The organism is Thalassolituus sp., from assembly GCF_034111725.1.
In the GTDB taxonomy this organism is placed as follows: domain Bacteria; phylum Pseudomonadota; class Gammaproteobacteria; order Pseudomonadales; family Oceanobacteraceae; genus Thalassolituus.
Map to the genome: position 1 here is coordinate 1 of NZ_JAWUWR010000070.1, position 25,176 is coordinate 25,176.

14 protein-coding genes are annotated in these 25,176 nt (G+C 44.3%); 4 read left to right on the forward strand and 10 right to left on the reverse strand.

Annotated elements, in window-relative coordinates; translation table 11 throughout:
• Positions 1–320 precede the first annotated feature (320 nt).
• The 4 genes from UXZ23_RS12050 to grxD all read right to left on the reverse strand — a co-directional run bounded on the left by UXZ23_RS12050 (position 321) and on the right by grxD (position 8,959).
• Positions 321–653: an Imm8 family immunity protein gene (locus UXZ23_RS12050; protein WP_320820812.1), complete on the reverse strand. Its 333-nt coding sequence runs from the start codon at positions 651–653 to the stop codon at positions 321–323.
• A 3-nt stretch (positions 654–656) separates the two neighbouring features.
• Positions 657–7,964, reverse strand: a complete 7,308-nt coding sequence (locus tag UXZ23_RS12055) for an FG-GAP-like repeat-containing protein (RefSeq protein ID WP_320820813.1) — start codon at positions 7,962–7,964, stop codon at positions 657–659.
• A gap of 130 nt (positions 7,965–8,094) precedes the next feature.
• Positions 8,095–8,460, reverse strand: coding sequence for a hypothetical protein (locus UXZ23_RS12060; protein WP_320820814.1), 366 nt, complete (start codon positions 8,458–8,460; stop codon positions 8,095–8,097).
• 178 nt (positions 8,461–8,638) lie between these two features.
• Positions 8,639–8,959, reverse strand: a complete 321-nt coding sequence (gene grxD / locus UXZ23_RS12065; protein WP_015487942.1) for a Grx4 family monothiol glutaredoxin — start codon at positions 8,957–8,959, stop codon at positions 8,639–8,641.
• A gap of 207 nt (positions 8,960–9,166) precedes the next feature.
• On the opposite strand from grxD, the gene UXZ23_RS12070 reads away from it, so the two are divergent.
• Together UXZ23_RS12070 and UXZ23_RS12075 are read left to right on the forward strand one after the other, a co-directional pair.
• Positions 9,167–11,212 (forward strand): bifunctional 2',3'-cyclic-nucleotide 2'-phosphodiesterase/3'-nucleotidase, encoded by a 2,046-nt coding sequence (locus UXZ23_RS12070; protein WP_320820815.1) that lies wholly within the window; start codon positions 9,167–9,169, stop codon positions 11,210–11,212.
• A 153-nt stretch (positions 11,213–11,365) separates the two neighbouring features.
• Complete coding sequence (locus tag UXZ23_RS12075) at positions 11,366–13,267, forward strand: DUF6359 domain-containing protein (protein WP_320820816.1); 1,902 nt, start codon at positions 11,366–11,368, stop codon at positions 13,265–13,267.
• A gap of 47 nt (positions 13,268–13,314) precedes the next feature.
• Here the strand turns inward: UXZ23_RS12075 and UXZ23_RS12080 are convergent, their stop codons facing one another.
• Complete coding sequence (locus UXZ23_RS12080) at positions 13,315–13,659, reverse strand: transcriptional regulator (RefSeq protein ID WP_320820817.1); 345 nt, start codon at positions 13,657–13,659, stop codon at positions 13,315–13,317.
• A gap of 118 nt (positions 13,660–13,777) precedes the next feature.
• On the opposite strand from UXZ23_RS12080, the gene UXZ23_RS12085 reads away from it, so the two are divergent.
• Positions 13,778–15,040: an NADH:flavin oxidoreductase/NADH oxidase family protein gene (locus UXZ23_RS12085; protein ID WP_320820818.1), complete on the forward strand. Its 1,263-nt coding sequence runs from the start codon at positions 13,778–13,780 to the stop codon at positions 15,038–15,040.
• A 20-nt stretch (positions 15,041–15,060) separates the two neighbouring features.
• On the opposite strand, the gene UXZ23_RS12090 is transcribed toward UXZ23_RS12085, so the two are convergent.
• Together UXZ23_RS12090 and UXZ23_RS12095 are read right to left on the reverse strand one after the other, a co-directional pair.
• Positions 15,061–16,821 carry a GGDEF domain-containing protein gene (locus UXZ23_RS12090; RefSeq protein WP_320820819.1) on the reverse strand — a complete coding sequence of 587 codons (1,761 nt, stop codon included), beginning with the start codon at positions 16,819–16,821 and terminating at the stop codon, positions 15,061–15,063.
• Positions 16,822–17,120: 299 nt separating this feature from the next.
• The gene (locus UXZ23_RS12095; RefSeq protein WP_320820820.1) at positions 17,121–18,707 is read right to left on the reverse strand and encodes an ABC-F family ATPase; all 1,587 of its coding nucleotides are present in this window, start codon (positions 18,705–18,707) and stop codon (positions 17,121–17,123) included.
• 427 nt (positions 18,708–19,134) lie between these two features.
• Here UXZ23_RS12095 and UXZ23_RS12100 point away from each other — a divergent pair, with 427 nt between their 5' ends.
• Positions 19,135–19,995, forward strand: coding sequence for an SHOCT domain-containing protein (locus UXZ23_RS12100; protein ID WP_320820821.1), 861 nt, complete (start codon positions 19,135–19,137; stop codon positions 19,993–19,995).
• Positions 19,996–20,024: 29 nt separating this feature from the next.
• Here the strand turns inward: UXZ23_RS12100 and UXZ23_RS12105 are convergent, their stop codons facing one another.
• From UXZ23_RS12105 to UXZ23_RS12115, 3 genes are all read right to left on the reverse strand, one after another.
• Complete coding sequence (locus UXZ23_RS12105) at positions 20,025–23,654, reverse strand: hydantoinase B/oxoprolinase family protein (RefSeq protein ID WP_320820822.1); 3,630 nt, start codon at positions 23,652–23,654, stop codon at positions 20,025–20,027.
• 113 nt (positions 23,655–23,767) lie between these two features.
• Entirely contained in the window at positions 23,768–24,433 is a 666-nt protein-coding gene (locus tag UXZ23_RS12110) for a c-type cytochrome (protein ID WP_320820823.1), read from the reverse strand.
• A gap of 171 nt (positions 24,434–24,604) precedes the next feature.
• The gene (locus tag UXZ23_RS12115) at positions 24,605–25,045 is read right to left on the reverse strand and encodes a copper chaperone PCu(A)C (RefSeq protein ID WP_320820824.1); all 441 of its coding nucleotides are present in this window, start codon (positions 25,043–25,045) and stop codon (positions 24,605–24,607) included.
• Between the last annotated feature and the right edge of the window lie 131 nt (positions 25,046–25,176).

Genomic DNA, 25,176 nt, shown 5'->3' on the forward strand with positions numbered 1-25,176 from the left:
TCCCGCTATGGCATCAGCTGGATAATCAACGACTCTGACCCCTTGAATTCTTGAATTCTGGACAACCGAAATCATCTGCTATGGCATCAGCTGGATAGTCAACCACTCTGATCCCTTGAATCTTGTCCTCGAATCATCAACGCTTGCCAACCGAAAACATCTGCTATGGCATCGTCTGGAAAATCAACGACTCTGACCCCTTGAATCGCGGACCCCTTGAATCTAAGGCCTTGATAAACAGCCCGACCTTCAATATAGGTCGGGCCAGGCCGGATCTGCCATTGCCGGAAGTATGTCATGTCGTTCCAAGTATCCTTTTATTAGGCAATCCAACTAAAATACTTCTCGATATAAGCTAGAAGTTCATCCCAAGTTTTGGCATGAGAACCATCAATCAGTTTTTGCAGCTCTGACAATATAGAGTTTTCATCATAGTCAGTTGCAAACAAATATCCACGCCCATATTCATGTACTGATTCATTTGAACCTAGCTCCTTAACAAAGAACTTTGGGCTAACGATATTAATACCGAAAGCTTCTCCACCAGGTACGCCCTTCTGCCTAACTTCGCAATGAGCCTGAATAAAAAACTCGTCAATATCATCTCCCCAACTCTGATTGATTATGCTTAATTGATATGCTTCAAATTCCATAAGCTAAGGAGCCACCATATCTATAATGTTCATATGAACATTCTTAATTTCTATTCCTTTTGCACGACCTTCTACAAAAGTATTTTCTTGGAAATTTGCCTTCCAAATGCCGTCCTTAGGTTTGTATTGCAAACGGAATGTTCTCGTTCCATCGGTTAACCCGTAGCCACCATGGTCTAACTCAAAACGTTGGACATTTTTTCCATTTACCCATGCGTTACCCAATGTTTCTGCATCTGCTCTAGCCCCTTGTGCAATATCAGAGTTTCCTTTAAGCCTCTTCATGCTTAAAAGATCTTGTATAAAGTTCCTTCCACCGTTTGCAACATCATCAATTAACGGCAAATCATCCATTGGTTGCCAAGCGAATTTAAACCTAGAAGCTTCTTTCGCTAAAGCATTACCAACTGGAGAATATTTCAAGAATCGTAACGAACCAACTGCTTGAGTACCCACCATACTTGCAAAACCGGTCGCCGGATGAAAGCTCGTTCCTATCGTTATTATTTCACCTTCATATTCGTTAGTGAAACTACCTATTTCTCCCAATATATTCAGCGGCACATTGAGCGATGACGCTACGATATTTAGACCCGCGATAGGAAAATCAAGTAATCCTTCCAAAATAGAATAATTGCTAGTGAAGGAAAACTTAGGAATAGCGCCTGAATTAAAATATCCTGCTTCAACGGTATACCCACTCGGATCAATAAAGCTCACCGGGTTATTCCAAACGTAACTATATCGGTTATAACTCTGCGAGTTATACGGCGCTTGAATATACATATCGGCGCTTAAGAAGCGACCAATAACCGGATCATAAACACGGCCATTCATATGAATTAAGCCACTGTCTAAATGCTCGTGATCCGTAAATCCACGCGTCACTAAGCTGTTGTCGCCTTCGGTACGTGTGCCGTAGGCATCGAACGTTGCGTACTGAAGTGCATTACCCGCTTCGTCGGTCACCACTAATAAAGAATCTTTGTAGTCTTTAATTTGGTATTTATACGTTTGCACCCCGCCTTCTAGGTCGAGCACTAAACCGCCATCAATATAATGACGTTTTACCGAATCGCTATTACCCGAGGTAAAGATTTCTTCATAAGGAGATCCCGTTTGATAATAGGTAGTCGTGTTTCCACTAACGTGGCGGAAGCGCGAGCGATCAGGGCCGTAGCTAAAAGTCTCATTTCCGACGGAGGAGTTGATGGCGTGAGGCTTGTCGTAACTGGTGTAAGCAATGCTATAACTACCGCGTTGCGTCATATTGCCACGTTCGTCATAGCCGTAGTTGACACCACCGGCTTGAGTTACCGCATGAGGACCTGCATTTCTAACACCCTCGTAGGCATATGCTCCATTAATGCCTGGTTTATTAATGATATTACCGAGCACATTGTAATCGTACTGCTCGGTGACACCATTGCGGGTGACTGTGTCTAAACGGCTCAGTGCATCGTAGCTGTATGTCTCGTTTACTGTGCTATTTGGTCGAGTATGCTCCTTACTGTATAAAGCGCCATCTGAGAACCAGTCGTAATGTTCATTAACCAGCTCTACTCCGCTCGCGTTGACAGCAGCAATTGCGGTCAGTCGCCCAGATGTTGGATCTACGGTGTGAGTAACATCGACACCGTTACCTAAAGTGAATTCATGAACGCCACCGTAAGTATTAATTGAGGTGACATCATAATATTGTGTTGTTGGCGCACTGTAGTTATATACAAGGTCTAAATAGCCAGTATCAGTGTAGTTGCGAACAATTTCGACTTCCGAATCATAAATCGTACCGCTGTCTCGTCCGTAGTTGTCGTAACTATAGGCAACCAACCAGTTTCTACCTGCGGTGCCGAACTCGTAGCCTGTTAATTCTTCTCTAACAACTAAGCGTTGTCCTTGCAAACTATAAGCATACTGCTCTTTATAATTTTGGCTCGGTGATGCAACGGCACAAACATAGCCATTAAGTGTATATAGTGATGAGTCTTGATCATCTAACGTACACTCTGGTGCGGTGTCGTAATACCAAGTCGTTACACCTTCTGGCTCGGTTCTGGTTTTAGTGCGATCAAGAGAATCGTAGGTATAGCTGACCATTTGATTCGAATTATTAATTGTGGATAACAAATTACCCTTTGGTGAGTAGGTATCTACAATAATGCCGGTATCAGGATCATTCATGTATATTCGATTGCCTAGCACATCGAATTTTTGTGTTATTACTACATTATTACTGACATTAGAAGCTTGAACCTGGGTCCAGTCTAAATTCTGTTGTGGATCATAGTCGTACAAGGTGGTGACTTCATCCGTCGCATCACCGAGTGCTTGAATAGACTTAACCACTAGGCCATCTGCAGAGAAGTAGTCTTCGCGGGTGGATGTTCTGTTAGACGCTCCAGAAGTACCTGCTGCAATCGTTACATTTTGAGTGGTTTTACGATTGCTGCCATCAATAGCGTATGTGTATACAAGGCTGCCGCCATCGGCTTTGGTAACTGATTGAACACGTCCTAGGTCATCATAGGTTGTTGTCGATAGCGTCGTGATCGGGAAAGAAAACGATGGAACAGATTCATTCGCTAAACGACCCGCATTATCGTAGTTCCACTGCTGGTAGATATATTCTCCAGAACTGAACCCGTCTTTCTTCTCCTTTAACTTATTACTAAAGGCATCGTAATACTCAATAACATCTGGGGCACCCGGTGTGCTAGTGGTTACATAATAGGCGGCTAAAGTTCCGGAGGCATTAACCACGCACTCCGACATGCCCGAGGCACACCAAGTGTAATTAATGACGGCTGTATTATTGAGAGCATCTGTTTGAGACGCTGTTCGACCAAATTGATCAAACTCTGTTGAGGTAGTAATTCCGGCATAATCGGTAATGGAGGTTGTACCGCCATAACGACCGTCGTAAGTATTAACCGCCTTCACATTATCGCCGTATAAATTATTGCTAACCTTTGTTGGCCATTTATTACCCTGAAATTCGCTGTAATTTACGGTTGATACAGTATCAGTAGCAGAGTATGACGACAGACTCGTGACATTCCCAAAACCGTCGTAATCGTAGATTTTAGTTAAATCACCTGTAGGAGTCGACAGCACCTCAGTAAGCGGACGTAACGTATCTTGATACTGGGTATAGGTTTTAGTTAGAGAGCGATTCCCACCGGAGCGTATATTAGTATTTTGTTGATTCGACGCTCGACTCCATGATTCGGTTTCGCTCTTGGCAAAACTGATTATCCAATTGGCTACTGAGTTATAGCCACTTTCAAATGGATAGTTGGCGCTGTATGCATATTCAGAGACTTCGGCTTCTGAGTTCAGCATGTCAAACAATGTTACGGTCTTATTAGTAAGATTGCCGTATGTATCAAAGGTATAGTCGGTAATCGTTTTGCCATATGAATAATGCGGCGATTGTTCGTAATCTATCGAAGTTTGCTTATCAAGCGTGACACGATAAGGTGCTGAGGTTGTTGCATCCCACTCTAGACTGGATTCATTAATGGTAATTGGAGAGCCAAGGCTAACAGCCACCTGAGACTTCGCTGATTTCTCACGTCCGATCAATGGAAAATCTTGATGATATTCAGTGGTCACTGAGTTATCTAAAACAAGATTATTAACCGTATAGAATTCTGCCCCAAGCATCCCGCGCCCGAATAAATTAACGCGGATGTTTTCGTATTTAAATGCTTTTTGCTCTTTGATACTGCTTGCTGATGTTGAATCTTCCACCGTCATTGATTTTAACAGTGGGTATCCGCCTCGGATAACAAGCTCTCCTGATGTACTCGCATCCATTGCAGAGTAGACACTGGAATCTGAGACATCTGAATACTCAAACGTTGTTTTCTTTCCTCTAGGGTCTGCGACTGATTGTAATTGAGCACGGGAATTGGCTTGGTTTTTGGCGGTTATCCATTGATTAGATGACTGCACTAATTGCTTGACTAAATCTAAATTACCATCGCCATTTGTATCGGCAAAGCTGTATCCGAATATATCAGAAATTGCGGGGGTCGCATTAGATGAATAACTTTCAACATCACCTATATTAAAAACCGTAGCATTAAATGCGTTGTTGATAGAAGCATCTACCCATAAATAAATCTGCAAACCTTGTACAATTGCTCCATTTCGATAAAGAGCATCGACCGAATCACTATATAATCCAGTGTATTTACCAACACCTGTTCTAGCTAGTTTATTCGTAAATCTTCCAAGCGTAGAATATAAAGCGCTAGTTAAATTATTCAGAAACTGGTAATCATTTACTTGCTCTTGCGATAATTGATCACCAGTTCCCTGAACTAAATCCCTGCAACTAGAAATTGCGCTACTTACACTCTTATAGACTGAATAATAAACAAAAGAATTCTGTGAAAGAATTCTATATTCCTCATCAGAAATTTTATTAAAATAATCAGTCCCCAAAGCTGATTGAATTGTTGAATCATTAACTCCGTCTTTAAGTACCGGCTGACCATCATTCGAAAAAATAACATTTCCGGAGTTATCCATCTCGTAAAAATTAGCGTAAGGTAAATAAAGACTAGAGACAGGATTATGAATAGTATTGTCATATAATGTCTGAATAGATCCTAAAACAACAGTAGCCTGCCAAATATTATTAGTATAAATGTCAGCTCCATCCGCTATTGAATAACCTGTAACTGAATCATCACTCCAACCACTCAGGTTAACACTCGAATAGTCGTAATTAAATCCTGGATCGCTATTCCGAAGGTTTAAATATGGAACTTCATCATAGCATTTTTGCGGTAAATTCAACGAAGCTCGAATAACAGTTTCTGCCGCTTCACTCCCCACACCAGAAAATGCAACTCCTCCAAAGCTTTCATACTTAAAATCAGAACCCGTAGAAATTAAAAACTTTATTTGGCTACCATCTACATACGACAGATCATCCAGTCCATCACCGTTAAAATCGTGAACCTTTGTTGGATAATTCCGATACGTTAATCCATCACCATATGAATCTAAAATAACACTTGTGGCGACTGAAGTAGTTACCTGCTTAAAACCTTCACCCGTATTAAGATACAGTAACAAGTTACCCGAAGTACCCACCAGTATATCTTTTAACCCATCACCATTTGCATCCAGTGGTATATATTTTTCATTAACAATACCGGTGGTGATCGTTGTTAAGGCGCCTGTTTTACTTATTTTCAGTAAATCTAAGCCAGCGTCTTTTTCATTCAGAAAATAGCTATAGCCATTAACACTTCCTAAATTTGTTAGACCCTTTGTTGCATCGCCGGTACCTAACAATGCAGTATTAGGTACATCAAGCGAGGCCGAGCCAGTTGTTGCCGATGTATTTAACGCCAGCTTCCACTGCAGCGATCCAAACGGAAGCATAACATCTGGATAGCCGTCGCCATTCACATCCGCAACTGCAGGGTATTTATGGCTATTCCCTGCATCGACCAGAGTCCCTAACGACTGAACTGTTCCATTATGCTGAAATAAGTGCCATTGCAGATTTGTATCGGCAGGACCATAAGTGCCTTGATGGGAACGGAATATAAGCTCTGGTGCACCGTCTAAGTTTAAATCGACAGGAATAATAGAAGAGATCGTTTTACCGGAAGGAAAGGTATAAAGCGTCTGTGCGCTTTGTAATTGTCCAGAAGCATCCGAATAGTGAATTGAGATTCTATCTGAACCCAATACTATGATGTCGTCAGTACCCGATTGATCCCAATCAACAGCCAAGGTCTGACGACGGGAATCTAGCGTAGACACTTGACTGCCACTATCATCAACTAGATCAAAGCCTTGTTCATTCCAGTCTAGAATTAATGCCGGTTTGCACGCTCTGGTCGAGACATTTCCCGCGACCTTATATCCACACTCTTGTATCGCATCTAACTGCAGAATATCGTTAAAAGTGCTGTACTTGCCTGTTCCCGCGAGATTGTATAGGTAATGGTATTCTTTAAATACGGCTGTTGATGCTATATCTACTGATTCCAGATATTTGGCAATACGATATTCATCTCCACCGGAGAACTTGACGACGGAGTCATTACGGGTACTTTCGTTATAATTAAACGATACGGTGATATCAGAATACTTAATGCTCGAAAGATATACATCACCATACAGCCCATCAATATAAGAATAATCAATTGCATTACCAAAACGGTCGGTACTTTTAGTGATTAACCATTCTTTTTCAACACCAGCATGTATACCATTGGCTTCAACTGCTTTGCCATAAGTGTGTATAACGCCATTTTTGCCATATACGGAGAAACTGAATTTATTGCTGGTTTTTGACAGGATTATTTTACTGTAGCTGTCTATTTCGGTACGATATTCCGCACCATTTGACAAACTAGAGCTGCCATCAACGGCAATCAGTTTACTGCCGTTGAAACATAGCGCATCGGAATCATTAAAGGATAACGTCGAAAAGACCCCCTCTGTCGATACAGTCTTTGCGCAGCGGCGAATGCTCGAACCAGCAGCTAAGTTAAAGCCAGCCCCCAAGAGACCATTACTCACATTACTATTATAAACGACAGCAATATCAGGGGTCAGCCCAGAGACACCAGCGGGTAAAGTAATGGGGAATTGAACATCAACAGAGCCGTTTTGACTAGCAGCTGCAGTATAACTCTGCGAGCCCACATAAGTATCTGCTTCCAGAGAATCCGCACCAGAGCTCGGCTCATCCGCTAACTCATAATTATTATTTTGCGCATTAAATGTCGATATCCCTGTACTACTAATCGACGAGACCATGGTTAAATGGCCAGTTTTAGTCGCTGTTATTGTTTTACCGTTAAAAGAAATGCTATATCCGCTGGCGGAAGAGTGATCGACTCCTCCCTGGGTTGCGGATATTCCGATCACCGATGGATTATTACCTGAATGGCTATAGACCAGTATTGATTGTTGCCCACTATTCTTGGCACGGATGAATAGGTCTTGAGTGCCGTCGCTATCGTAATCATAAAAATAGATGGTATTGGTGGCTTCAACCCAGTTTCCTGACATTTCTGCAGCAGTTGGAGCATAGGTGGTTGCCCAACCACCACTACCGTTGGGCGTAAGCAGAATATCGTCATACAGGGGATCAAGCGACAATGGAATGACAATATCGGAGGCAATTAACACCATTAAAGGCTTGGATTGTAGTAAATACCGACTCCCATCCGTATATAAGTCATGAGTCGCACTATTGTAGCCACCTGCGTAACTCAGAGCAGAGGATACTACTAATAGAAAACTAACAAACAAACGTCTAAACATCATAACTTTATGCATCCATCATTATTATTAAAATCCGAAAAGACAATCAAACCTATCGATGAAAGTATTTACGATTCCATTTATTCACGAATAACCTTTTGAGCGGTTAACGTTATGAGAAACATTAATCATCTCACTCTATTTGCACTGTAATCACATTCGCTTCGCCTGACGTTCCGGTCAAATCACAACCATTCACCCAAAAATTGACATTTTTTCCAGCCATAAAAGCCGACAGAGCTGTTGAATACAGGCGATCAAAGTTGTCGTTACCATTGCAATTTATATTCACAGTTAGTGAATTAGAGCATCCATCCGGATTGGCGTGGTTAGCAGAGAGTGTTAACTCCAATCCTTTAGACATGGAGTTACATTCTCGCTGATTGAAGTTAACAATGTTGAAATAGCCAGTTGATCCACTAGCTAAAGATGTATTAGCGCTAACAAGCCAAAACAAGCCGACAGCGATAAAAAGAGTTTTTTTGAGTGAGAGGAGCATACGTTAATCAGTCCCTTGTTTTGTATGTGCGAGAAGTTTACACAAAATGACAGATTATAAAACCCTGCTTTTTATCATTTACTGACATTTTTGTCAGACTTCTACTTGCTTAGTAACAAATTCCACGCATAAAAAAACCGAGCATAGCTCGGTTTTTTTATGACTCAAAAGCAGCGACTTATTCTTTCGGAGCTGCCTCGTCTAGCAAGGCTTTCAGTTCGCCTTTGGCGTGCATCTCAGTAATGATGTCACAACCACCGACTAGCTCACCATTCACCCACAATTGTGGGAAGGTTGGCCAATTAGCATAGGTTGGTAAGTTGGCACGTACTTCTTGATTCGACAGCACATCAACGTAGGCAAACTTCTGACCGCATTCCATTACTGCTTGCACAGTACGGGCAGAGAAACCGCACAACGGCTGGTTTGGTGAACCTTTCATGTACAACAAGATGCTGTTGCTTTCGATTTGGTCTTTGATGACCTCCATGATGTCCATAGGTTTACTCTCTCTAATCGTTGAATGACAATGGCGATAGTTTAACACAAGACAGAATAATCCTGACAGCCACAGTAGGGATTGAGTTACCTAAGCCGTAACATCTTCGTCAAGAGTTAGACTTATTTTCGTTATTTTCCTTTCACTGCTCTGTCATTGAAGCTCTCTAGGGTCTTAGGTCTCATTATCTAAGGACAGGAAAGATCCATGACACCGAATCGCAGTTCCCTCATTCATCTTGCGTTGTATTCGACTATGACACTCGGGCTGGTCGCTTGCGGCGGCGACAATAACAGCAACGGCGGAGATAAGGTCAATTTAGTAGACCCAATAGATAATGCACCTGCCAACAGCAGCACCGTCACTCTGCGGGTAATGGAAACGACGGATTTACACGCCAACGTCATGAACTTTAACTATTACCAAAATGCTCAAGATGACACGGTTGGCTTAGTGAAAACTGCGTCACTCATTGACGCAGCGCGAGCCGAAGTCGACAACAGTGTACTCGTCGATAACGGCGACCTGCTGCAAGGCAGCCCGCTTGGCGATTACGTTGCCAAGGTAAAGGGCTTAGAAACCAACGAGGTTCATCCAATCTACAAAGCGATGAACTTACTCAATTACGACGTAGCTAACGTAGGGAATCACGAGTTCAACTATGGCTTACCTTTCCTAAAAGAAGCCATTGATGACACGAACTTTCCCTATATTTCCGCCAACGTGTTCTTTGACGATGCCGACAACGACACCACTAACGACATCCCTTACTTCACCCCGTATCTGCTGAAAGACAAACAAGTACTGGATACCGAAGGCAATGCACATACTATCACTATCGGCTATATCGGCTTCCTGCCACCGCAAATATTGCAGTGGGATAAGAACAATTTAGAAACCCGCGTGATTGCTAAAGATATCGTCGATATGGCAAATCACTATGTACCTGAGATGAAAGCCGCCGGTGCCGATATTATTATCGCCATTGCACACTCAGGCTTAACCACGGATACCCGCGCTGGAGGCGATGAAAACGCCAGCTTTTATCTGTCTCAAGTGAATGGTATTGATGCCATCATGTTTGGTCACGCGCACCGCAACTTCCCTGGCGATAGCGGCTATGATGGCATCGACGCGATTGATAACGTCAAAGGCACACTTAATGGCATTCCTGCGGTCATGCCGGGATATTGGGGCAAATACCTAGGGTATATCGACCTTACATTAAGCGTCGATGGCAACGATATTTGGTCGGTAGCCGATAGCCAATCCGTTCTCAAGCCTATCTCGCAAACCAATGCCGATCGCTCAATTACCTCTCTCGTTGCCAACCACCAAGGCATCGAAACCGCCGTTGCCACAGATCACGCTGAAGTTAGTGAATGGGTGAGTGAGCCATTCGCAAAAATCTCTGCTCCGATTAATAGTTTCTTTGCTTTGGTACAAGACGATCCATCCATTCAGGTCGTCACCGATGCGCAGACTTGGTATGTAGAATCCATTGTTGCAGGCACTGAATATGCGGATCTTCCTATCCTCTCAGTGGGTGCGCCTTTCCGTGCAGGTCGAGGCGGCTCAGACGACTTCACCGATCTGAGTGCCGGGGATGTGTCGTACGGTAATGTAGCCGATTTATACATTTATCCGAACACACTTAAAGTACTAAAACTCACCGGTGCAGACGTTAAAGAATGGTTAGAAATGTCTGCCGGACAATTCAATACCATTCTTCCCGGCAGCACAGATAGTGAACTTATTAATACCGATTTCCCTAGCTATAACTATGATGTTATCGACGGCATTACATACGAAATCGACGTGAGCCAAGACGCGAAATACGATAAGTCAGGTAACTTAATTAATGCGACAAATAATCGTATTAGAAATGTTCAATACCAAGGTGCAGCGATCGATGAAAGCCAAGATTTTTTGGTGGTTTCTAATAACTACCGTGCCGGTGGCGGTGGTAACTTCCCTGGTGTCACCAGTGATAAAATCGTTATTGATGCTCCCAATGAAAACCGCCAAACGGTGGCTGACTATCTCATTGAGATGACCGAAGCAAATCCAGATACGGGCTTCGATCCATCGGCTGATAACAACTGGTCATTCACGTCGATCAATAGCACAACAGTAACATTCAAAAGCTCTAGTAAAGACTCAGCGCAAACATTTGCGGCAGGTAGTGCAGCCATTACTTATAACAGTACCGATGAAGATGGCTTTGGGGTTTATACACTGAATTTAGAATAAACAGAGAATAACAAAAAAATAATAACCTAGTACGCCTAGGTATATAACGGAGCGCCAAGTTTTTTTTGCGCTCCGTTTTTTTATCTACCTATTTGGTAGAACTCTCGTTTGTTAAATAGCTGTTTTCAGGATAATCATAAAAAGGAAAGATCTATGAAACTACTAAGATATACCCGTCAATCCCTACTGGCGCTTGGACTTCTGGGCGCTGCTTTTACAGCGCTGGCTGCAGACTATGAATGGAATGCAGTAAGCCCCGTTAAAGTACCAAGCGTTAATGCCAATGGCAAAACGGTACTATTCGATGTTTCTCACGGCGGTACCGAAGGCAATGCCGATTGGGTTATTGATGGAGGCTTTTCCGATTTCGCCGATGCCTTAGTCAGCAACGGGTATCGTGTTGAAGAATATCGTGGTGTTGACCTAAATAACGATGGTCTGATTCGTTATTACGATGATGTAAATACTCCAAGCAATAGCAGTATTAACGAAGCGATTATTACCTACAGTGCGATTCAACATGCCGATGTGTTTGTTTTGGCGGAATCAAATCGTCCGTTTAAAACCAGCGAGTACCAAGCATTAGAACAATTTGTTGCGGCAGGTAAAGGCATCTATTTTATCGCCGACCACTATAACGCAGATCGCAACTTAAATACTTGGGATGCAACTGAAGTATTTAACGGCTATAACCGTTCAACATTGAGCAAGTATAATATTGGCGGCGAATATGGCGACTTACGCAACCCTGGAAATACTAGTGGTTGGTTAGCGCAACAATTTGGTATTCGCTTCCGCTTTAACGCTACGGACTGCAAAACAGGTGTAAGTGATATTACTGCTGCCGTTAATGCCGAGGGAATCACTCAAAATGTTGACCCTATTCTTATGGCCGGTGGCGCTACACTCGCGATTACCGACCCGACCAAAGCCAAAGGCTTAGTGTACTTTTCATCACAAGACAGCGTCAGCCGTTGGTCAAATGCCGTTGATGCAGGTCTTTATTTCGGTGGCCGTAATGAAGGTCCCTATGTAGCCATTGCTAAATCGGGTGCAGGTAAAGCGGCTTTTATTGGTGATTCCTCACCAGTAGAAGATTCGAGCCCCAAATATCGCCGTCAAGACAGCGGCTCAACAAAGAAAACCTACCCTGGCTGGACTGATCCCGGTCATGCCTCAACCTTGAGTATTAATATCGTCAACTGGTTGGCTACTCCCGAAAGCTACACCGCTTTTGCTAACAACAATGGCCATGTTTCAGGTGAGGCAACACCGACACCAAAAGCCGCAACTGAAATGGATGATCCTGACAATGGTAATCCATGGAGCAATCCCACTAATGGCTACAACCCTTGGGATACAGCAACCTTTGCTAATGGCTCATTTGGCGCTCCGCTATCCTCAAATGGCACTAGCGCACCCCCGACAGATCCTACGCCAACACCGTCGGGGGATGCTCTAAGCGTCGTAGAGGTATTAGCGTTGAATAACGGCACTGCTGTACAAGTCATAGGTACCGTTACTGAAGCCGTTAACGGAATTTACGGTTTAAAGCTTACCGATCTTAGCGCTCCTAACCAGTACCTATACGTTAAGTTAGAAAGCTCTCAGCGCGATCAATTTAATCCGCAATTAAATCCTGCAATTGTCGGTGAAACCTTACTCATTACGGGTACCAAAAATGACTATATGTCATCTCCTGGTGTGCGCAGTGTAACCGACATTAGCATTACGGTAGCTCCGACACCTGATCCAGTATCGAACAACAATTATATGTCGGTAAGCGATGCGTTAAACACCGTAACGGGAACAGCAATTGTGGTTACTGGCTATGTCACTCAAGAAATAAACGGTATTTATGGTTTGCAGTTGCAAGACTTAAATGATGGCAGTAAAAACATTAACGTAAAACTTGAAAGCCAATATCGCAATCAGTTCAATCCACAATTAAATCCAAGCATTGTCGGTGAACAAATTTATGTTAGCGGCAAACGCGATTCATATATGAGCGCAGCAGGAATCCGCTATGTAGATGATATGGGGATTTTAAACTAAGAAATTGGGCGCACGGCCTTTGTGTAGTGCGCCCAACTTATTTAAAGCTATTCAGATATATCACTAAAAAAACCGGTTAATGCCTGCCGCATTGGCTCATTCAGATAGCAAGTCAAAAACTTACCGTTACGCTCTACACGAATTAAATTAGCATTCACCAGCTCTTTCACATGATGTGAAATCGTCGGTGCGCCGATATTCAGCGAGTTGATAAAATCATAAAGCACACATCCGGCATCGTCATTAGGGCCAACGTCATGACGCTGCATCCGCACGATTTCGCGATACATCTGCAGGCGATTTACGTTCGACAACGCTTTAAAGGCATTGCATAAGGCTTCAGTCGTGAGTGAATTGGCGCCGTCGGACTGCGTGTTAATAGAGGTAGTCATTATCATCCTGCATCGGGACACTAAGTTTCAGTAAATAGATAGTTTGACGATAATCGAACTATCAGTTACTTTGATGACCATCGAAGTATACCACTGTTTTAATTTTGGAGTTATGTCTATGTCCAGCCCCAAGCTTGGTGATGCATTTACCTTAAAGAATGGTACTGTGATTAAAAATCGCTTCGCCAAATCAGCGCTAAGCGAAACACTAGGCAGTGTCGATTTGCGCGTCACCGAAGCCTTACCGCGCTTATATCAACGCTGGGCAGAAGGTGGCGTAGGCCTGAGTTTCACTGGTAATGTCATGATCGACCGCAAACATATCGGCGAGCCGAATAACGTTGTGGTTGAAGACGAGCGCGATATGGCTATGCTCAAACGCTGGGCAGCGGCAGCCAAATCTCAAGGCGGGCAAGTTTGGATGCAACTTAATCATCCCGGTAAGCAAAAACCAAAAGGCTTGTCTCCTGATCCTGTATCGCCTAGCGCAATTCCCTTTAAAAAAGACATGCAGGCGTTTTTTGCGACCCCTCGCGCGCTGCGCGAAGATGAAATTCAAGACATTATTCAGCGCTTCGCCACCAGTGCAGAAATCGCTAAAGATGCAGGCTTCGATGGCGTACAAATTCATGGCGCACATGGTTACCTTGTCAGCCAATTTTTGTCTCCGCACCACAATCAGCGCACTGATCAGTGGGGTGGTTCTGCGGAAAATCGTATGCGCTTTTTGGTCGAGATCTACAAGGCCATGAGGGCTGCGTGCGGTAATGAATTTAACATTGGCATCAAGATGAACTCGGCCGATTTTCAACGCGGCGGCTTTGGCGAAGACGATGCGGTTATCGTTGCTAGTCGCTTGGCTGAACTCGGTATTGATCTCATTGAAGTATCTGGTGGCACTTATGAATCACCGGCGATGGCACAAGGCAAAGATGCGATGTCGAAAGATCAACCAAAAGCATCAACGATTGCGCGTGAGGCTTACTTTTTAGAATTTGCCGAAACACTGCGTAAAGCGGTTGATGTACCACTTATGGTTACCGGCGGTTTCCGTACCAGCGAGGGGATGAATAAAGCTCTAGAGTCAGGCGCGTGCGATTTAGTCGGTCTAGGCCGCTCTTTATGTGTTGAACCAGATTTAGTGAATCGCATCTTAGCTGGCGAAGACTTTACCAGCGTGGTACGCCCTATTAAAACAGGGGTGAAAATGATCGATAAAATGGCATTAATGGAAGTATCTTGGTACGAGCGTCAGTTGCATCGCATGGGTAAAGGTAAAGCACCTCGTCGACAAGACCAGGGGTTCTGGTCGCTACTAGACGTATTGGCAGTCATGATATCACGTAGTATTTTAAATCGCGTACAGCGTTTAAGAGCCTAATTAACGGCTGCGCAACGAAATTAAAAAGCGCGTTCTTTAATTCCGTTGCGTCCGCTATCTTTTACTTCATACATAGCTTCATCGGCTTGTGATAACATAAATTCAAGGAGTTTATCTATCTCAGGGTAAATATGATTATCTTCACCATTGGCAATAAACTGTTCAAAGATAACAATCCCAATACTGGCAGTGATACTGATCCTTTCGCCATTATTTATCATCAAACTGATATTATTTAAAGCATCATGTAAACGTTTAACAAAGCTCCGTGCATCGCTGGCATTGCTTTGTGGTAGCAAAATAACAAACTCTTCTCCACCATAGCGACAGACTAAGTCTCCCTCTCGGGATGTACGTTTTGCTACTTCAGCCAGCTTTTCGAGTACTTTATCCCCAACACCATGACCATGGGTGTCATTAATGTTTTTAAAGTGATCGATATCAAATAACACTAGAGCAAATGGCTGATGGTGACGTAACGCATTTGCAAGTTCACGTTTACCTTGATCAACAAAAGAGCGACGATTTAACAACCCTGTTAAAAAATCTTCTTGAGCAAGTTGCTCTAGTAATTTCTGACTTTCTGTCAGCTCATACGTGCGTTCAGCAACCTGTTTTTCTAAACTGTGCATTAGCAAATTCAAGCTAACTTGCTGATCACGATCTTTCGCTAGGTAAACAGTCAACATGGCTAAGGTAAAAAAAACTAAGCCCCACTGACCAGCATGAGCAATCCAAAATAGAAAATTATAAGCCGAAAACATATCCATCAATAAGGACAAGAAAAGCGCTAATATCCCAAAAATAACTAATCCATCTTGAAAACTAAGCGGCTCACGCCGAAAGAAACAACCGATCAACAAGGCGAGTACTAGCAATATAAATAAACCATCAAATATGCCGTAAGCATGAATAAAACTTACATCCAAACTGACCGATGCGAAGATGACTCCTGCAACAAATGTGCAGGTAATAAAACATACGAGAAAAGCGATGCGTCTGACAATGCCAGAAAACCATTCACGCACCACTAATCCCAAAAAGAAGGGCACCAAAAAATAACTAAAAGCCGCTAGGTAACGCCACATTAAAGGTTCATTCAAAACTACTTGGCTAAGTTCATTCTCAGCAAACATCATTAATACTAGGTCGAAGGATAACAACCCTGTCGACAGTGCGATTCGGCGTTCGCGCTTAATAATGCCTAACGTGGTTACTAAAATTCCAGCTACAAATAGAATGACGATAAAGACCATGCCAGTCATGCCACGTTTATATACGCGCTGCAGTAAATCACTTTTTTCGCCAATCACTACTTCGCCAGATAGGCCGATCATCTGATAGTTTGAATAAATACGAAAGTAGAGTTCCGTTGATTTATCGGCATTGATGACTGGGATTAAATGCCAAGGCCAGCCCTGAAAATGACTCAATCCAGCCAAGCTAATGTGGCCGAACTCATAGGTCACTTTTTGATTTTCAAAAACTTGGACGGTTAAATCAATACTATCAACAAAGATATAAGGGTCACGCCAATGCCCTGCTGGCAACGACAGCTTTAGCCACAAAATGGAGACATCGTTAGAACGCCCAGGAACGTCATCGAAAACCGCCAACTCTTTCCAGTCAGCAGTCTGCATTTCCCAGCCATTATTATATGCAACGTCTCCCCAATGGTAAGACCACCCAGATTCGAGTGTTCGGATGTCTAACTCATCACCAGCAGCTATTGATAACTGTGATAACAACATGAGTAGTGTGACCAAAACTGCATCACGCACGGACCGTATACCAGAGGGCATATCAAAGCTCATCGATTAAGTGGCCGCTAGAGAAACTCCAGCCGCTCTGTAATAAGGCTGTGTTAGCAGACTTTGGCTATAAATTTAGTAACGACTATAAGGATAGTTAAGAATCACAGAAAGTGACAATAAGTAGTGCTCATAGTAGTAAGGTTTGCGCTATATATCGCATACTTACGCGATATTTTTCTGACGGTTATATGGTTAAGAGATATCAGGAAACTGCTTATATCTTAGCCACAAAAAAGGAGGCTCAATAGCCTCCTTCTTATTGCTACTCAGCGATGATGCGCCAAGTATTCGTCATACGTGCCTTGGAAGTCGATGATCTTGTTATTTTTGATCTCAACGACTCGGGTCGCCAGAGAGGACACAAACTCACGGTCGTGGCTCACAAAGATCAAAGTACCATCGAATGCTTTCAGTGCTTTGTTTAGTTCTTCAATCGCTTCCATATCTAAGTGGTTCGTTGGCTCATCCATAATTAAAACGTTGACATCTTTCATCATGAGCTTGCCAAACAACAGGCGATTCTTTTCACCACCCGAGCAAACACGCGCTTTCTTATTGGCATCGTCAGCGGTAAACAGTAAACGACCAAGCATACCGCGTACCATCAAGTCATCATGCTTAGCGGTGCGCCACTGCGACATCCAGTCGAACAGATTGAGATCACTGTCAAAATCATCAGTGCTATCTTGTGGGCAATAGCCAAAGGATGCATTTTCCGACCACTTGATCACGCCGTGATTAGGTTCTAGCTCATTGATCAAACACTTCAGGAAAGTGGTTTTACCAGCGCCGTTCTCGCCGATCACCGCCAGTTTAGCTCCAGCTTCTAGAATCATATTGCCGTTAGTGAACAAGGTTTCACCGTCATAGCCGTGAGCTAATTCCTCAAGGATAAGTGCTTGGCGATGCAGCTTTTTGTGCTGTTTTAAGCTGATTGATGGCGACACGCGGCTGGATGACTTCACTTCATCCAACTGAATTTTGTCCATCTTTTTAGCACGTGAGCTAGCCAACTTAGCTTTTGAGGCGTTGGCAGAGAAACGGTTAACGAAGGCCTGAAGCTCATCAATTTCCGCACTCTTCTTAGCATTCTCGGTAAGTAACTGCTCACGAATCAACGACGACGCTTCAAGGAAGTATTCGTAGTTACCCGGATAAATACGCAGTTCACCGTAATCAATATCCGCCATGTGAGTACAAACTGAGTTCAAGAAATGACGATCGTGCGAAATGATGATCATGGTCGACTTACGCTGGTTCAGTACTTCGGCCAACCAATTAATCGTGTACAAATCCAAGTTGTTGGTCGGTTCGTCCAGTAACAAAATATCTGGATTAGCGAATAACGCCTGCGCCAACAGCACACGAACTTTTTTACCTGGCGCGACCTGTTTCATGGAGCCAAAGTGATACTCTTCTGGAATACCGGCCTCTAGCAAAATATCACCCGCACGGCTTTCCGCGCTGTAACCATCCATCTCGGCGAATTCAACTTCAAGATTCGCCCCTTTCATGCCGTCTTCTTCAGACATTTCAGGCAGGGAATAAATACGATCACGTTCTTGATTTACCTTACAAAGCTCTACATCACCCATGATCACAGCATCAACCACGCTGTATTCTTCAAAAGCGAACTGATCTTGACTCAAAGTACCGACTTTTTGCCCTGGGGTAATCGATACGTTGCCTGACGTCGGCGCAAGTGCACCACTCAGAATCTTCATAAAAGTCGACTTACCACAGCCATTGGCCCCAATAAGGCCGTAACGATTGCCGTTACCAAACTTGGCTGAAATGTTTTCGAATAGAGGCTCAGAGCCAAACTGCATGGTGATGTTTGCGGTGGAGATCAAGAGTGAATCCTAAAGCGTACAAAGAGGAAGAAGATGCTTCACACCCAAATATTTAGGTGGTTCTCAAAGAGGCGCGACTATATAGAGTTGCTACCCGAAAGTCGATGCGCACTGATCATTTATTAAGCACTTTTGCTGTCAAAAACCGTCAAAGCGTTGGATTAGCAGTCGTCTGAAAAACAGTGCCATTGTGGTTAAAAGGAACCTACGTTCAGCCATCCGATGTGTTACCATGGCTAAATTGTGATCAGGTCAACCGATTATTCTTACGTCGAGCCATCACTCATCAGCGTTTATTCTCCGTTTCGTTTGTCATCCTAGTTTATTTGTAACCTGCTACGGTCATCGTAGGTTTTTACTCATTAGTCATGACTCGACCGCTATATTCGACTCTAATTCCCCCAAGCCCCCAATAGGAGGCAGCGTTATGCAAAAGCTCACTCAAACCGGCCAAAATCTCGTTAACGATGTCGCGCGTCGTTACAACCTCAGCGTGGATGCAGTTGTCCATATGTTAGTCGCCGTTAATAACGGTGGTGGCAGCATGGCTCAGTTTAACTGTCCTGAGCTAGGTGGTGGCGGTCAATGGATGCGTGGCGGCATGACCATGGTTGGCGACATGTTCAACAACGGTTTAAAAAACACCGTTGATAACTTGTGCAATGAACTAGCAAATATATTGGCAAATAATCAAGTATTCCCAGTAATTCCTGCAGGTACGCCGGGTAGCAGCCAATGGTGGCCTATGGATTTGGGCAGTCCTTTCAGCAGTGGTTCGCAAAACAACATACGTTATGCGGTATTTCCACAACGCTTAGCGGTTGAATTGAATGGCCAAGTAACGGTATACGACACCTTGGATCACAACATCGGTGGCGTTAGCCAGCAGCAAGGTGGCGATACCTCACTGACGTTTAGCAGCCAATATGGAACCGTTGCGGTATCGAGCTTGCCGATTATTCATGGAGCAGGTTTACCAAAACCGGTGCAAACCAACTTTGCACAGCCGTCATCTAATAACCAACAGATGAATAATGGTTCACAAAGCCAGTCGCAAGGAAATTCATCATTTAATCAGTCGATGAGTAACCCAACGCCGAATTTCGCACCTAACTTTGCACAAGAAGAAGCCGCCAATAATGCTTCGAACAATAATTCGAATAGCAGCAACGCGGCCAGCGGTGATGTGATTGCACTACTAGAGAAGTTAGGGCAATTGCGCAGTGCTGGTGTGTTAACTGATGATGAATTTAATGCCAAGAAACAAAGTTTATTAAGCCGGATTTAATCCGACTGAATAAATAGTTAACAGGAGCGTTAGGCTTTTTCGCCATAACCTCCGCCGCCCGGTGTATGTATACAAAATACATCGCCGGGACTCATTTCGACATCCGCACAACTGTCCAGCCATTCAATGGTTGGTGTAGACGATTTGGGCTGACGCAAAACAAAATTCTGCCCCGTCGCTCCTGTCCCACCACCGCTTAAGCCAAATGTCGGCACGTGACGATGACCACTGATAATATTGGCCCGCATAGGCTGTAAAAAACGAATATGACGTTCGACACCGTCGCCACCCGCAAACAACCCCGTTCCGCCAGAACCACGGCGAATATGAAAATGGTCGAGTACCACAGGGAAGCGCTGCTCTAGCACTTCAGGGTCGGTTAAACGCGAATTAGTCATATGACTGTGTACCGCACTCGCGCCTATACCCTGCACCGAAGCGCCCGCACCACCACACAAAGTCTCATAGTACTGATGCTGAGCATCACCAAAGGTGAAGTTATTATTGGTGCCTTGGCTACCCGCCATAATACCCAATGCGCCCATTAGGCAATCCACCAAGTATTGAGCGGTTTCGACGTTACCGGAGACGACAGCGGCAGGATACACAGGCGCAATAATGGATTGCTCTGGGACAATAATATCTAAAGCGCGAAAGAACCCCGCATTTAACGGAATCGGTTTTGCCACCAATAAACGAAAGCTATATAAAACGGCTGCTCGCACCACTGAGGTTGGAGCATTGAAATTACCCGGATGCATTAATTGCTCTGGGCGATAACCAGTACCGGTGAAATCGACACATGCCGTTCGAGCACGCTGGTTAACGTCGATATTCACCATAAACTGAGTGTCGTCATCCATTGCGTAACTAAAACGCCCGCTAGGCAGCGATGCTAAACACGCGCGTAGTGTTTCATCGGCATTGTCTTGTACATATTGCATATAGGCGTGCACAGTGGCGCTGCCATAACTGTCGCATAAGCGCTGTAACTCACTGGCGCCTTTCTCACAGGCCGCGAGTTGAGCCATTAAATCGGCAATATTTTGCTGAGGATTTCTTGCAGGATATTTAGCGCTATTTAGTACCGCTAGTATTTCATCGGTTTGAAAATGCCCTGCACACATCAGCACAAGGTTGTCTAACAGTACACCTTCTTCTTCAATATGCTGACTATAAGCTGGCATAGATCCCGGTGTAATACCGCCGATATCAGCATGATGCCCACGCGCTGCAACATAAAAATCGGCAGAAGTATTAGCACCAATAAATACGGGTTTAACCACAGTCACATCGGGTAAATGCGTACCGCCGTTGTAGGGCGTATTGAGTACAAAGGCATCACCCTTTTGCATATTGGGATGACCTTCAATCACCACTTTAATGCTTTCGCTCATGGAGCCTAAATGCACAGGGATATGTGGCGCATTCGCCACCAGATCGCCATTGCGATCAAACACGGCACAGGAAAAATCCAAACGTTCTTTAATATTGACGCTACTGGCAGTCTTTTCTAAAACAAATCCCATCTGTTCCGCAACTGACATAAATAGATTATTAAATATTTCTAAACGTACCGGATCGCGCTGAATAGTCGCGGAATGATCAACATCGTTTACCCGTGTTATTTCTTCATTTTTTTCGATTAGCAAGGCGCCACTGTCCAACACCCTAAGCTGCCAACCCTGTTCAACCATAACAGTGCTATTGGCATCCGTTAATAACATAGGGCCCGATGCTTCATATCCGCTTGGTAAATCGCTAGTCGCCACAACAGGAACCTGCACATGCTCGCCACGAACGACGATGTCAGCAAAATTATTAATCGCAGGTGCAGGTTTGATAGCGGTATTAGCAGCGATTGAATGCTCTAAAGTTACCCCTGCAACTCGGCATTCAAGTTGAATTGCATCGGCAATAATGGCGGTATTTTCACGAATAAAACCGAACAATTGCCGATGCTGCTGACGAAAACGAGCAGACATTAACTCAGCACTATCGAATGTCACTAATAAGGGGGTGTCCGATCCTTGATAGCGTAAGTACACACGGCGTTGTTGCTCAACCGCGGCGTTACTCGCTAATGGCGATTGCTGAAACAGCGTTTGGAATTCCTGATCAAAGGCGGAATTATCGGTTAATTCAAGCGCAACGGATTGCTCACTCAACCAGCGTTGATCGGCTAAACCAATACCATAAGCCGACAACACCCCTGCTAACGGATGCAAGAATACACGACTCATACTTAAGGCTTCGGCGACTAAGCAGGCGTGTTGACCGCCCGCTCCGCCAAAAGCGCTCAGCACGTAAGACTGAATATCATAACCACGCTGTACCGATATTTTTTTTACTGCTGCCGCCATGCTATCAACCGCAATAGCGATAAATCCTTCGGCCAATTGTGTGGCCGTATAATGTCGCCCAGTTGCTGAACTAACCTCTTCTGCCAATACCGTTAATTGCTTTACTACGGTATCGCGATCCAACGGCTGGTTTTGCTCAGGCCCAAACACATGAGGAAAATACGACGGTTGAATCTTGCCTAAAAACACATTGCAGTCGGTAATGGTTAATGGTCCACCATTGCGATAACAGGCTGGCCCCGGAAAAGCGCCCGCCGATTCAGGACCCACTTGTAAACGACCATCGGCAAAACGTACGATAGAACCACCACCCGCAGCCACCGTATGAATATTCATCATAGGAACACGCAAACGCACACCCGCTATTTGGGTTTCGGTTTCTCGCTCTAATTCACCGGCGTAATGACTCACATCGGTTGAAGTACCGCCCATATCAAAGCCGACGATGCGATTAAAACCGTCCGCTTCAGCACTGCGTACCATGCCGATTACACCACCAGCAGGACCAGATAAAATAGAGTCTTTACCGCTGAAATCAGACGCCTGCGCAAGGCCACCATTCGATTGCATAAATTGTAAATTCGTTGGTGGTAAAGCACGACTCACTTGCTCAACATAACGCTGCAAAACCGGCGACAAATAGGCATCAGCAACCGTGGTATCTCCACGCGGAACCAGCTTAATCAAGGGACTAATTTGATGACTTAAGGAGATTTGGCTAAAGCCAACATGACGAGCAATGTCGGCAATAACAAGTTCATGCTGCGGATATTGATAACTATGCATTAAGACTACGGCAACCGAGCGAAAACCAAGTGCGTAGGCTTCTTCTAATTGCACTAACGTCGTTTCAATATCTAAGGGTAAGTCGACAAAACCATCGGCGAGTACACGCTCTGCCACTTCATATTGATGACGATAAAGCGGCTGCGAACGTTGAATATGAGTTGCAAAAATATCAGGGCGAGTTTGATAACCAATGGCCAACTGATCGCCAAGACCTTTGCTAATAAGCAACACCACGTCATCGCCCTTACGTTCTAACAAGGCATTAGTGGCAACGGTAGTGCCCATTTTTACATTGGCTATTTGCGCTGAAAACTGCGAATGAGTAGCTTGCAACTGACGAATCCCCTCAATCGCAGCGTCGGCATAATGCTGAGGGTTTTCTGATAATAATTTATGCGTTAGTACGCAGCCGTCGGGACGCAGAGCCACGATGTCGGTAAATGTACCGCCACGATCCACCCAAAACTGCCATTGGTCTTGCGTTGATGGTGTTGTGTCCTGACTCATGTTCGCCCCTATTAGTCTCTATGCGCACTCACATGTGCTGCGCATAGTAGCAAATTTAATGCATGACTAAAGCAAGCGATGAACCTTGCAAGATGACACTCAGAAATTAAATATTAAGGTAAGTTCGATACCCAAGCAGCCACCGCCTTTAAATCTTCTTCCGTCAGGTTCTGAATCACGCCTGTCATTGGCGAATTGCGTCGTTGCGGATCGTTATTTTTAAAACTCAATAAGGTTTTTTCTAAAAATACATAGGGTTGTCCGGCAATACGTGGATACTGCTGATCCCCATGTCCTGCAGTACCATGACAAACGTAGCACAGTGAGTCGTATACCATCTTACCTTTAGTATCCGGCATAACACCTTGCGCACGAGACAAAACCGGTTTATCGGCAAAATACACTGCAATTGCAATACGCTCGTCGGTTGTTAACGACGGCGCTACCTTGCTCATGACGTAATTTTCACGCTGGCCATTGGCAAATTTTTCAAACTGGGTAAACAAATAGGCTGCGTTTTGACTAGCCAAATTAGGAATGTAATCACGCAAGCTATTGCCGTCATCACCATGGCAACGAAAACACAGTAATGCTCGATCTTTACCTTGTTCAAGCGCAGCTTGCTTTTCAAGCGGAGATTGTTCGATGCCCTGCATTTTAACCAGCATGGCATTAACACTCGAATCACCCGCAGTAGCGCCATCAGAAGATTCTGCCTGAGCGAAACACACGACAGCAAACGACAAGAATACAAAGAGACACCGACGCAAAAATTTCACCCCGTACCACCTATCCAATGAATGAAAGGAGCGAAACAATACGTCGCAGAAGGCGTAACGCCAAGGCGAAAGATAAACAATTGGTCGTTTATCCGTGTAATCCTGATCTGTATCAAAGAAGTGATAGAGCGTTTTGGCCAGCGACTCGATCACTGACCAATCGAATTGAAATTAAAAGTCTTTCTGACGCAAGTTCGCATCAATGCTTGAACAGCTGCCGTCATCAAAACAGAGGTTTAGTGGCAAGAATTCAGCTAGAGGAAGTTGTAACTTAAAGATCATCAAATGTAGGCCACCCGGTGCCAGCGTAACGTTTTCACCTGCTGGGATAGGTAGCTGCGTTAACTGCCGCATTTTCATCACACCGTCTTCATGTAAGTGGGTGTGAATTTCAATCAGTCCTGCCCACGGAGCAGACGCCGATACCAGTTGGCGATCTTGCTGACTTGGATTTTGCAACGTCACAAAACCGGCGGTCATATAACGACCAAGAATAGGCGCTTTTACCCACGCATCAGTAGCCACAACCTCCGAAACAGGTGCTTGCGCCAAGCTGCAGACGGAGATAACCGTGAATAGACTGATCAAAATGATACGTACCGCGTTCTTCATAACCTTTCCCAATAACAATAAGAATAGCTATGAACTATACCAAGTAGCGGCTGAGGTAACACCGCGACATTCTGTCGCGGTGAATATAATGGATTATGATGCAAGAAATTATACGGCTGGATGAACCCAAT

Bases quoted from the DNA above. Each gene is read 5' to 3' on its own strand.
- UXZ23_RS12115 (WP_320820824.1), bottom strand. From the start codon at position 25,045: ATGAAGAACGCGGTACGTATCATTTTGATCAGTCTATTCACGGTTATC.
- UXZ23_RS12085 (WP_320820818.1), top strand. From the start codon at position 13,778: ATGTCCAGCCCCAAGCTTGGTGATGCATTTACCTTAAAGAATGGTACT.
- UXZ23_RS12070 (WP_320820815.1), top strand. From the start codon at position 9,167: ATGACACCGAATCGCAGTTCCCTCATTCATCTTGCGTTGTATTCGACT.
- UXZ23_RS12100 (WP_320820821.1), top strand. From the start codon at position 19,135: ATGCAAAAGCTCACTCAAACCGGCCAAAATCTCGTTAACGATGTCGCG.
- UXZ23_RS12080 (WP_320820817.1), bottom strand. From the start codon at position 13,659: ATGACTACCTCTATTAACACGCAGTCCGACGGCGCCAATTCACTCACG.
- UXZ23_RS12105 (WP_320820822.1), bottom strand. From the start codon at position 23,654: ATGAGTCAGGACACAACACCATCAACGCAAGACCAATGGCAGTTTTGG.
- UXZ23_RS12055 (WP_320820813.1), bottom strand. From the start codon at position 7,964: ATGATGTTTAGACGTTTGTTTGTTAGTTTTCTATTAGTAGTATCCTCT.
- grxD (WP_015487942.1), bottom strand. From the start codon at position 8,959: ATGGACATCATGGAGGTCATCAAAGACCAAATCGAAAGCAACAGCATC.
- UXZ23_RS12050 (WP_320820812.1), bottom strand. From the start codon at position 653: ATGGAATTTGAAGCATATCAATTAAGCATAATCAATCAGAGTTGGGGA.
- UXZ23_RS12075 (WP_320820816.1), top strand. From the start codon at position 11,366: ATGAAACTACTAAGATATACCCGTCAATCCCTACTGGCGCTTGGACTT.
- UXZ23_RS12060 (WP_320820814.1), bottom strand. From the start codon at position 8,460: ATGCTCCTCTCACTCAAAAAAACTCTTTTTATCGCTGTCGGCTTGTTT.